This is a genomic window from Corallococcus exercitus (assembly GCF_003611585.1).
Lineage (GTDB): Bacteria > Myxococcota > Myxococcia > Myxococcales > Myxococcaceae > Corallococcus > Corallococcus exercitus.
On record NZ_RAVW01000353.1, the window covers coordinates 1 to 10,467 of the forward strand.

At 70.5% G+C, this 10,467-nt stretch carries 7 protein-coding genes; all 7 read right to left on the minus strand.

Going from position 1 to position 10,467, the window contains the following annotated elements:
- Nucleotides 1-100: 100 nt before the first annotated feature.
- Nucleotides 101-1,223 (minus strand): peptide chain release factor 2 gene (gene prfB / locus D7W79_RS31660; protein ID WP_244222080.1). Its coding sequence is split into 2 segments (ribosomal slippage): nucleotides 101-1,153 and nucleotides 1,155-1,223, totalling 1,122 coding nucleotides; the frame shifts between segments, so codons are not numbered across the junction.
- A 50-nt stretch (nucleotides 1,224-1,273) separates the two neighbouring features.
- Nucleotides 1,274-2,593, minus strand: a complete 1,320-nt coding sequence (locus D7W79_RS31665; RefSeq protein ID WP_120529105.1) for an Lnb N-terminal periplasmic domain-containing protein — start codon at nucleotides 2,591-2,593, stop codon at nucleotides 1,274-1,276.
- Between the two features lie 131 nt (nucleotides 2,594-2,724).
- The gene (gene ybeY, locus D7W79_RS31670; protein ID WP_171438147.1) at nucleotides 2,725-3,606 is read right to left on the minus strand and encodes an rRNA maturation RNase YbeY; all 882 of its coding nucleotides are present in this window, start codon (nucleotides 3,604-3,606) and stop codon (nucleotides 2,725-2,727) included.
- On the minus strand, nucleotides 3,603-6,116 hold the full coding sequence (locus tag D7W79_RS31675) for an HD family phosphohydrolase (RefSeq protein WP_120529106.1): 2,514 nt from the start codon (nucleotides 6,114-6,116) through the stop codon (nucleotides 3,603-3,605). Before D7W79_RS31675 ends, ybeY begins: the two co-directional genes overlap by 4 nt.
- Nucleotides 6,117-6,330: 214 nt before the next feature.
- Entirely contained in the window at nucleotides 6,331-7,386 is a 1,056-nt protein-coding gene (locus D7W79_RS31680) for a PhoH family protein (RefSeq protein WP_120529107.1), read from the minus strand.
- A gap of 96 nt (nucleotides 7,387-7,482) precedes the next feature.
- Entirely contained in the window at nucleotides 7,483-8,598 is a 1,116-nt protein-coding gene (locus D7W79_RS31685; protein ID WP_120529108.1) for a DUF4388 domain-containing protein, read from the minus strand.
- A gap of 3 nt (nucleotides 8,599-8,601) precedes the next feature.
- The coding region (locus D7W79_RS31690) for a tetratricopeptide repeat protein (protein ID WP_120529109.1) at nucleotides 8,602-10,467 on the minus strand (1,866 nt) is incomplete at its 5' end.

The window sequence follows — 10,467 nt, forward strand, 5'->3', positions numbered from 1 at the left end:
CCCTGACACCGGCCCCGCGAAAAAGGTTCCCGGGCACGAAAAACCCCTCCCGGACCTTAGGCCCGGGAGGGGTGGGAGGTGTCTGGAAGTGGCCGGTGCCCTATTCCGCGGAGGCGTTGCGGTTGGGGTTCTTCACGCCCAGGAGCTGTGCGGTGACGAACTGGTCCAGGTCACCGTCCAGCACCTTGTCCACGTTGCCCGTCTCCACGCCGGTGCGCAGGTCCTTGACCATGCGGTACGGCGCCAGCACGTAGCTGCGGATCTGCGAGCCGAAGGAGATGTCCTTCTTGGCCGCCTCGGCCGCGTCGCGCTCGGCATCGCGCTTCTTCATCTCCAGCTCGTACAGGCGGCCGCGCAGGATCTGGAAGGCCATGTCCTTGTTGGCCGACTGCGAGCGCTCCGTCTGGCAGGTGATCATGATGCCCGTGGGCAGGTGCCGCAGCTGCGCCGTGGACGACGTCTTGTTGACCTTCTGGCCACCCGCGCCACTGCCGCGGATGAACTTCAACTCGTAGTCCTTCTCCGGCAGGTCGATCTGGATGCTGTCGTCGACCTCCGGGTACACGTCCACGGACGCGAAGGCCGTCTGCCGGCGCGCGTTGGCGTCGAAGGGGCTGATGCGCACGAGCCGGTGCACGCCCACCTCCGCCTTGAGGTAGCCGTAGGCGTTCTCGCCCTCGATGCGCAGCGAGACGTTCTTGAAGCCCGCCTCTTCGCCCGGCAACGCGTCGCTGATCTCGACCTTCCAGCCCTTCGTCTCGCCGTAGCGCGTGTACATGCGCATGAGCATGGCGGCCCAGTCCATCGAGTCCGTGCCGCCCGCGCCCGGGTTGATGTCCATGAAGCAGTTGCTGTGGTCCTGCGGCCCGGAGAGCATCCGCGCCAGCTCCAGCTTCGCGACCTCCGCCTCCAGCGAGGCGAGCGAGCCTTCGGCTTCCTGCGCGCTCGCCTCGTCGTTCATCTCCGCCGCCAGCTCCAGCAGCGTCTGCGCGTCATCCAGCCCGCGCATCGTCTTGTCGAAGGCGCCTACGCTGGCCTCCAACGTGGACTTCTCCTTCAGGAGCCCCTGGGCCTTGGTGTTGTCATCCCAGAAGCCGGGCTGCGTGGAGTCACGCTCAATCAGCGCGATGCGGGACCGCTTGCGGTCGAGGTCAAAGATGCCCCCGGAGCGCGTTGAGGCGCTCCTTCAGGGCGTTGATCTTCTCCATCGAATCGTTCGCCATGGTGTTCGTCGTCTCCTTCGTATCGAAACAGTTGGGAATGCCGGGGTGTTTCAGGAGGCCTTGAGCGACGACACCGGCGCATCCTGACGGGGCGGCGTGCGCGCTGTTCCTGGCACGAGCGCCCGCAGCCGGTCCAGCCAGAAGGCGCCGGCCATGCCCAGGGAGATGGGCAGGATGAGCGCGATGGCGCGCCAGTTGTCCTGGTCACACCAGGGCAGCACCTTGAGCACCAGCCCCAGCGCGCCCGTGACCGCGAGCAGGCCCCACACCCACTTGAGCCGCGCCCGCGCCTTCGCGCTGTTCCAGGTGAGGCGCAGGCCGTACGGCACGGCCAGGAGCGTCAGCGGGTTGGCCAGGAAGAGGTTCTCGTTGTGGTGCGTCACCACGTGGTTCGTGCCCACCCACATGATGACGAGCGCCAGCCCGGGGATGCCCAGCACCAGCCCCACCACCACGTTCTCCAGGCCCAGGAGGATGCGCGCCGCGCGGCTGCCCCTGCGCTCCCACGCGGCGAGCCCCAGGGCCGCTCCGCCCAGGAGCACCCCCAGCGCGAGGATGTAGGGGCCGAAGGCCGGCGGCCGAGCGGGGGGCCGGGGACGCGAGGACGCGTAGTAGTCCCACTGCTTCTCCACCAGCGGCACGGGCCTGCCGTCCGGGCCCGGCACCTTCAGCTCCGCCACCTGCTGCTCCAGCTCGTCCGGGAGGAAGGCCTCCTCGCGGCGGGTGATGGGCTTGTCGATGGAGTCATTCATCATGAAGTCGAGCAGGAAGCTCATGGGCGGGCTCACCGCCGTGTAGCGCCGCGTGTGCTCGCGCAGCGTCATGCGCGCCGGGGCCTTCTCCGCCTCCGACAGCCGGCCGCCCACGGCCACGTCGATCATGTCGCGCAGCCGCGTCACGCAGTTGTCGCTGTAGTGCTCGTAGAGGTAGTCGCGGTTCTGCGGCAGCACGTTGTCCGCCAGCTTCTTCGCCACCGTCACGCGCTGCTCGGGCGTGAGGTTGAGCTCCTGCACGCGCACGTCGCGCCCCTCCGACTTGTAGAAGCGGAAGGTGCCGTTGACGCTCGACTCGCCGACCCAGAACTCCAGGCGGCCCTTGGCGAAGCGCACCACCGTCTGGTCGTCGAACGAATACATCCCGTAGTTGTAGAGCCGCTGCAGGTTCCGGGCGCGGTCCTCCACCACCAGCGAGCCGTGGCCCCACCACGAGAAGACGTCGTCGCCGGGGCTGAAGGTCACCAGCCAGATGGACAGGTCCTCGCCCCGGCTCTCGCCCGTGCCCCATGGCGGCACCGACGCGGCGCGCGCGGAGGACGCGGTCAGCAGGAGACCCAAAAGGCTTGCGACGACGAGAGACGACAGGCGGGGCATCGTTCCATCCAACACGCGGAAGGCGGGCGCCCACTACCTATCACGCACGGCCCCCGACTCAACGGCGGGGCCGGACGGGTGTCGGCCACCCGGAAGGAGGCACGGGGGGCCGCAAGCCCCCCGGCGGGATTTCAGATGAGCTTCGCCCGGCGGGCGCGCGAGTCGATGGTCAGCGAGTCCGCCACCATGCCCCGCTCGCCCAACAGCTGCTCCTCCAGGGCGGCCATGCGCTTCGCGTCGCGCGGCTTCTCATGGTCATGCCCCAACAGGTGCAGCAGGCCGTGCGCGAGGTAGCGGCCCATCTCCGACTCCAGCGTGCGGCCGTACTCCTTTGCCTGCCGCTTCGCCGTGTCCAGGGAGATGACCACGTCGCCCAGCGGGCGCGGGCCCGGGGTGCCCTTGGGCTGGTCCCCCGCCGGGAAGGACAGCACGTCCGTGGCCTTGTCCTTCTGGCGCCAGGTGCGGTTGAGCCGGCGGATGGCCCGGTCCCCCACGAGCGACAGCGACAGCTCGCAGCCGGTGAGCCCCAGGCGCTTCAGGTAGTCGCGGCCCCAGGTGGTGAGCAGGCGCTCGTAGTCCTCGCCCTGCCCGTGCGCCACCTGCACCGTCACCTGGTTGTCCGAGGCCTTCGCCTTGGGCTCCGGCTTCTCGATGTGGGCCAGCTCCACGCGGAACGCCGGCGCGCAGACGGACCAGTAGTCACACGCGCCCTGGCTGTCGTTGCGGTACACGACGCGCTTGCCTCGCGGCACCAGGCCCACCTCGCCCGCGCCAATGCGTTCGCGCTTGCCGTCCACCACGAGGGTGAGCTCGCCCGTGAGCACGAGCACCACCTCGTCGAACTCCGGCGTCTGCGCGGGTTCGCTCCAGCCCGGCGGGGCCCGCATGCGCGCCACCGACGCGGACTCCGTCTGCGTGCTCGCGACGCCGACGAACTCCTCGATGCGCTTGCCGTCGTCCCGCGGAATCACCTTGCCCTTGCGCAGCTTCACGCCCTCCACCTTGCGGCTCATGACATGCCCGCCGTTCGCACCTTCGTGTCCTTCGCTTCGGTCTTCGCGGGCGCGGGCGCCATCATCAGCGGCGCGCTCCCACCCTTGCCCCCACCCATGGCGCCCGCCGGGTAGACGGGACGCGTGTGGTAGATGCCCTCCAGCGTGTGCAGGAAGGACTGGGCGATGAGGTTCAGGTCCTTGAGCGTCAGGTCGCACTCGTCGAGCTGGCCCTCGGAGAAGATGATGTTGATGATCTTCTGCACCTGCGCCTGGAGCTTCGCGCTGGTGGGGTCCGGCATGGAGCGGGTGGAGGCCTCCACCGCGTCGGCGATCATCACCAGCGCCGCCTCGCGGAACTGCGGCTTGGGGCCCGGGTAGCGGTAGATGCTCTCGTCGATGGGGGGCGCGCCTTCCTTGCCCTCCTGCTCCTTCAGGGCCTTGTGGAAGAAGAAGCCCACCGTGCGCGTGCCGTGGTGCTGGGGGATGGCGTCCGCCACCAGCTTGGGCAGCCGGTACTGCCGCGCCATCTCCAGCCCTTCCGTCACGTGGCGCTTGATGATGACCGCGCTCATCGCGGGCGCCAGCCCGTCGTGCCGGTTCTCCCCCTTCTGGTTCTCCCCGAAGTAGAGCGGGTTCCGGCCCTTTCCGATGTCGTGGTAGTACGCGCACGAGCGGGCCAGGAGCGGGTTCGCGCCAATCGTCTCCGCCGCGTTCTCCACCAGCGTGCCGATGATGATGGAGTGGTGGTACGTGCCGGGCGCCTGGACGATGAGCTCCTTGAGCGCCGGGTGGTTCAGGTTCGCCAGCTCCAGCAGCTTGATGTCCGACGCGTAGCCGAACGTGGCCTCGATGAGCGGCGTCAGCGCCATCACCGTCACCGGGACGGCCAGCGCGGTGCCGAAGAACGCGCACAGCGCGGTGACGACCGTGTCCCCGGCCAGGCCCTTGCCCTCCACGAGGAACAGGAACAGGACGGCGATGAGGTTGGCGATGCCCGTGACGAGGCCCGCGCGGAAGATGCCCACGCGGTCCTTCGCCTTGACGATGCGGTCCGCCGCCACCAGCGAGCCCACCAGCGTGTAGATGCCGAACGCCAGCGAGTTGCCCAGCATCACGCCCGCGAGGCACGCGAACACCATGGCGAAGAACAGCGCCAGCTCCTGCGCGAGGATGAAGCGCACCAGCATGGCGCCCGCCGCCACCGGGAAGGCGTAATAGAACGCTTCAATGGGCAGCGCCGTGTAGCGGTCCTGCACCGCGTCCGCGATGGACACCCAGACCTGGAGCAGGCCCAGCAGGCCCACCAGCAGGAGGCCCAGCAACATGCCGTCCTTGCGCGTGGGGCGGAAGCGGCGGAAGGCCGCGCGGCAGAAGCCGTAGAAGCACACCACCAGCAGGGCCACCAGGCCCGTGCCGCCCACCTGGAGCTGGAGCAGATCCAACCGGTCCGTCTGCGCGCGCATCCCGCGCAGCATGACGAGGTGCGTTTCGTTGACGAGCTCACCGTCGCCGATGACGCGCTGGCCCTTCTTGATGGCGATGACGGCGTCCTTCACCGCGTCGCCCGCGAGCCGGCGGCGCAGGTCCGTCTCCGCGATGTTGATGGTCAGGCTGGGGCGCACGAGCCGCTTGGCGATGCGCAGCACCGCGCGGCGCTGCACCGCCGGGGCGTCCGGCAGCACGTTGCCGGGCACGGAGGCGAAGCGGTCCAGTTCCTGGTGCGCCTCCCGGATGTCCACCACCTGCGAGGCACCCGTGGGCAGCATGTCCTCGTTCTTGTGCTGCACGTCGCGCACGGTGAGGCCCTGGGGCGCTTCCCGCACCAGTTCCTCGCGCGAGCCGGCCACGTACACCTGGCTGCCATCCGCGCGGTAGGCGCGGTCGAGCAGCACCAGGGTGGCGGCCTCCGCCTCTTCCGAGAAGCCGTTGGCGACGAGCGCCTGGAAGTCCTCGTTCTCCAGCCCCGCGTCCCGCTGGCCGAAGAGCTGCTCCAGGAACCGGGCCTGCATCTCCTCGCGGTCGTGGCGCTGGCGCTCCAGGGCCTCCGGCGTCAGCGGCGCGGGGCGGCGGCGCTTGGACGCGCCCTCCTCCGGCGGGGCCTCGTCGGCGTGGGCCTCCTTCTCCTCCGCCAGGTGGTCGCGCGCGGAGGCGAACCCAGCGCGCACGGACGCGCGCAGGTTGCCCACCACCGCCGGGTTGAGGTCGTACACCGGGCGCACGGCGCTCCGGGCCTCGCGGCGGCGCTGCTCCGTCATCGCCTGGTGGACGATGTCGTAGTCGCGCGCGGCCTTGAACCCGGCGGGCGAGTTGGCCCGGAACGGCTTGCCCACGTTCTCCTGGGTGAGCGCCGGAATCTGCTGGCTGTAGAGGCCCGGGGAGATGACGAAGCCCGCGCCCACGGAGACGACGAGCAGGAGCAGGCCCTGCACGACGCGCCGGCCCCAATCCCCACTGCGCCCGAGCCCCAGGCGGACCGCGAGCGCGTCCAGCGGACTGGGCCCGGGGGTTGGTGATTCAGGATCGGCCATGGGGGAACTCCTCACCCTGCGAAGACGTCAAGGCTCCCTACAAGGAAGCAGCGACGGGGAAAATTCGTGAGGGTGGGACAGCCGCCGCCCGGACGCCAGTTCGCTCTGCGAAAAATGCGGGTAAACCAACAGGTGGAGATGTGGGTCGCCCAACGACTCCACCCCCGCCCTGGCGCGAGCCGGGAGCGGGGGTGGCGGGTGAGACGGGGCGACTTCAGGCCTGGGAGCCGTCCGCCGGGACAGCGGCCTCGCGGGCGGCGTGGGCTTCCTTCTGGGCCTCGGAGCGCTCGTAGGCGCGGATGACCTCCTGCACCAGCGGGTGGCGCACGACGTCCACGTCGGAGAACTCCGAGAAGTGGATGCCCTCGATGTTCTTCAGCACCGAGCGCGCGTGGTTCAGGCCGGACGCCTTGCCCGTGGGCAGGTCCACCTGGGTCACGTCGCCGGTGATGACCGCCTTGCTGTTGTAGCCCAGGCGGGTGAGGAACATCTTCATCTGCTCCACGGTGGTGTTCTGCGCCTCGTCGAGGATGACGAAGGCGTCGTTGAGGGTGCGGCCGCGCATGAACGCGAGCGGCGCCACCTCCACCACCCCCTGCTCCACCAGCGTCTGCGCGCGCTCCACGGCCATCATGTCGTGCAGTGCGTCGTAGAGCGGACGGAGGTAGGGGTTCACCTTCTCCGCCAGGTCGCCGGGCAGGAAGCCGAGCTTCTCACCGGCCTCCACGGCGGGGCGCGCCAGGATGATGCGCTTGACCTTGCGCTCCTGGAGGAAGGCGACCGCCATGGCCATGGCGAGGTACGTCTTGCCGGTGCCGGCGGGGCCCACGCCGAAGACGATGTCGTGGGCGCGGATGGCGTCCACGTAGCGCTTCTGCGCGATGCTCTTGGGGGCGATCTGCCGGTTGCCGGAGCTCTTGAGGACGGTGCCGAGCATGACCTCCTGCAGCGACTCCGAGCCGCGGCCCAGGACCTTGATGGCCTGCTCCACGTCCTCGCGGTAGACGGTGCGCCCGGCCCGGATCATCTCCTCCAGGTTCTCCACCAGACGCACGGCGAAGGCGACCGCGTCCGCGGGCCCCGACAGGAGCAGCTCCGTACCGCGCTGCCCCACCCGGACCCCCAGGCGCCGCTCCATCAGCTTGAGGTTTTCGTTCTGGTTTCCGCAAAGGGCCAGGGTCGTCTCGTTGTCACGGACGTCCACCTTGGCGGAGGTGGGGGTGGATTCAGCGCGAGTGGCGGGCACTTCCAGCGTGGCGGGATTTCGCAATGCGCGTCGTTCCTCGTTCAGTGATCGCTCGCCCTCAATTTAACGCCGCCCCTCCCCCCACGCCCGCCGTCTCACGACGGCGAGCCTGCCCGCGGGCTAGCGCACGGGCGGTAGGAGGACGAACTGCCGGGCGGCCGTGCGGCGGTAATAGTACTCCTCCCGCCACGGGTAGCGCAGCTCCTCCGGACCCAACAATCCGGCATCCACCAATGCATCCAACCGCTCCGGGAGGGTTCCCTTCTCCAGCTGGAACACCTCCAGCGCGGCCTCGATGCGGACGCGCTGCGCGTGGGCAATCTGACGCTGGGCGGCAGGATCCCCCAGACGGGAGGCGCCTGGCTCCTGACCGCCCGCCCCGACCCACCGGGTCGCGATGAAGGCCAGCCCCGCGATGACCGCCATGGTCACCGCGACGCGGCCCACGGAGCCCGCCACCCGGGCGACGAGGCGGGTGTCGTCCGGCACGGGGGCGCGGCCCTCCGGGTCGATGGCGCGCACGTAGTCGCCCTTGACCAGGTTGTAGAGCGCCTTGCAGGTCTCGAACTCGCCCAGGCCGCAGAGGTCCACCATGCGGCGCAGGTCGCGCCCCACGGCGATCTCCTCGTAGACGTGGCGCTCCGAAGGGCCGATGACACCCAGCTCCCCGCCCTCGTCGGAGTTGCGGGGCGGCGGGAGCGCCTTGACGCGCTCGAAGGTCATGTCGTCGCGGTGGATGCGCTTCCGGATGACGGGCCACTCGTCCACCATCCGGAAGCCCTCCATCAGCACCGTCTCCGCGCGCAGCGGGGTGATGCCGTCGGGGCCGGGCTCCACGGGCTCCTGGATGAACTCGTAGGTGCCCGCCTTCCAGGTGAAGAGGCGGTAGAGCGTCTCCGTCACCTGGAGCTGGGCCATGTGCTGGAAGCGCTCGGCGGTGAGGGCGTGGCTCTGCACCAGCACGTCGCCCAGCCGCTTGAGGGTGCGCTTCTGGACCTCCAGCGCCGCCTCCAGCTGCGTCTCCGTGATGATTTCGGCGCGCACCAGCATGGCGCCGATGAGCTCCTTGCGCTTCCGGGTGAGGCTTTCGGCCTTGATGATGTGGCCGTCCTGGAAGCCGACGCGCACCTCCTGGTCCTTGTTGCGCAGGTGGAGCGTGCCCGTCTTCTGCTGCTGCCCGATGAGCTGCAGGATGTCGCCGATGCCGAAATCCTTGAGGGTGCCCTTCAGAGCCATGGCTCAGGCCTCCCCCCGCTGGAGCCGGCGCAGGCCGCGCAGGGTCAGCAGGTAGACGAAGAAGAGGACCGTGCCCGCGGGCACGAGCTTGAGGTACAGCGGCGCGTCCCCGTACGGGGTGCGGACGAGCCCGCGGTGGAGCACCAGCGCGGCCAGCGCGAAGCTGAACATGAAGGCGTAGAGGGCGCCGCGCACCGGCAGGCCCGTGCCCACGTGGCCCGCGCCGGACACCAGCCCGCCCAGCGCGTACGTCACGCGCTTCGTCCAGGCCTGGTGGCGCTCCACCTCGCCCTGCTTGCGCGAGCGGAACTCCTTGGGCACCTGGCTCTTGCGCGCGTAGACGTGGACGCACTGGCCGCACATCGCGCTGCCCACGCCCAGGTCCTTGTCGCAGCGCTGGCAGACGGCCCGGCCGCACCGCTCGCAGCCGCGCGACGCCTTCATGCGCCAGGAGGCCTCACCGAAGAGGGCGAACAGCGCCGCGAGCGCCGCGGTCAGCCCCCAGCCCACCGGGCCCGCCGGCAGGACGGGCGACAGCCAGCGGCCCACCTGGGACTCCACGCGGGCGCCCTCCTGGGTGCCGTCCGCCAGGTCCATCCAGTCGCGCTCCGGCACCGTCGGAGACAGCAGCAGGCGGTTGAGCAGCGGGCGGTCCTCCGGCGGCGGTTCACGGCGCAGGAGCGAGTCATCCAGCGACTGCGCGGTGGCGATGGCGGAGGTGGAGCGGTCCAGCTCCTTGCCCAGCTGATCATCCGGCAGGAGCCGGGCCCGGCGCCGGTACACCTGCCCCAGGTTGTAGTGCGGCGCCGCCATGGACGGATCCGCCTTGGACGCCTGCGTGTAGAGCAGCACCGCGCCGTCCACGTCGCCCAGGCCCAGGAGCGTGTTGCCGAAGCGCGTGAGCATCCGCGCGTCGCCTTCCTTCAGGGCGGAGGCGGCCTTGAAGTCCGTCCGCGCCTCCTCCAGGAGGCCCCGGCGCGATTCGTAGTACGCGAGCGCCCCCAGTTCCTGGAAGCGGGCGGTGCGTGCCTGCGCGCGGGCGCGCACCCGGGCCGCGGCGCCCTCCGCGGACAGGCCCCCGCGCTCCAGCAGGTAGACGTCCTCCGCGGGCGTGCCGGCGAAGACGGTGAAGCGCGCCAGCGTCCCCGCGGCGAGCGGCATCACCCCCAGGCCCACGAGCAGCACCGCGGCCACCCAGCGCTCGGCGCGGCCCACGTACAGCGCCACCGAGGCGAAGAGCACGAGCAGCACCGGCACCAGGCCCGCGCCCAGGACGGCGGGCAGCGCCAGGAGCAACAGGCCCAGCAGGCCCGACTGCCAGCGCGTCACCGCCCGGGGGAACAGGTGGTGGAAGTCATGCAGCGCGTAGCGGATCCGCCGCAGGAAGAGCACCGAGACCACCGCCACCGCCGTGGCCGCCCACGCCGCGAGCACCAGCGCGCCCAGGTCCGTGAGCGCGGGCCTGCGGTAGCGCGCGTCCTTCGCCAGCGTCACGAGCGCGGTCTTCCACTCGCCCAGCGCGCGCGGCACGTTCAGCGGATCCTCCACCACGTACGTCTCCGCTCGGGCGAAGCGCGCGGCCGGCAGCCCCGGCGACAGGGCCACGGCCACGTCCAGGAGCGCGAGCGCGCCCGTCAGGTCCCCGGCGCGGCGGCGGACCCCGGCCTCGCGCACGAAGCCCATGCTCAGGGGTTCCAGGTCGGAGGCGAGCACCTCCTCGCGCAGCGTGAGCAGCTCCTTCTGGGCCGCCTCCGCCGCCGCGAGGTCGTTGCGCGAGCGGGCCGCCTTCCACTTCTCCCAGACCGCCAGCAGCTCCGCGTCCGTCACCTTCGGCGCCATCACCGGGGTGACGGCGCCGAAGGTGACGGA

What these genes read in the sequence shown, in the direction of transcription:
- D7W79_RS31685 (WP_120529108.1), bottom strand. Translation starts at nt 8,598, where the DNA reads ATGGCTCTGAAGGGCACCCTCAAGGATTTCGGCATCGGCGACATCCTG.
- D7W79_RS31675 (WP_120529106.1), bottom strand. Translation starts at nt 6,116, where the DNA reads ATGGCCGATCCTGAATCACCAACCCCCGGGCCCAGTCCGCTGGACGCG.
- ybeY (WP_171438147.1), bottom strand. Translation starts at nt 3,606, where the DNA reads ATGAGCCGCAAGGTGGAGGGCGTGAAGCTGCGCAAGGGCAAGGTGATT.
- D7W79_RS31665 (WP_120529105.1), bottom strand. Translation starts at nt 2,593, where the DNA reads ATGCCCCGCCTGTCGTCTCTCGTCGTCGCAAGCCTTTTGGGTCTCCTG.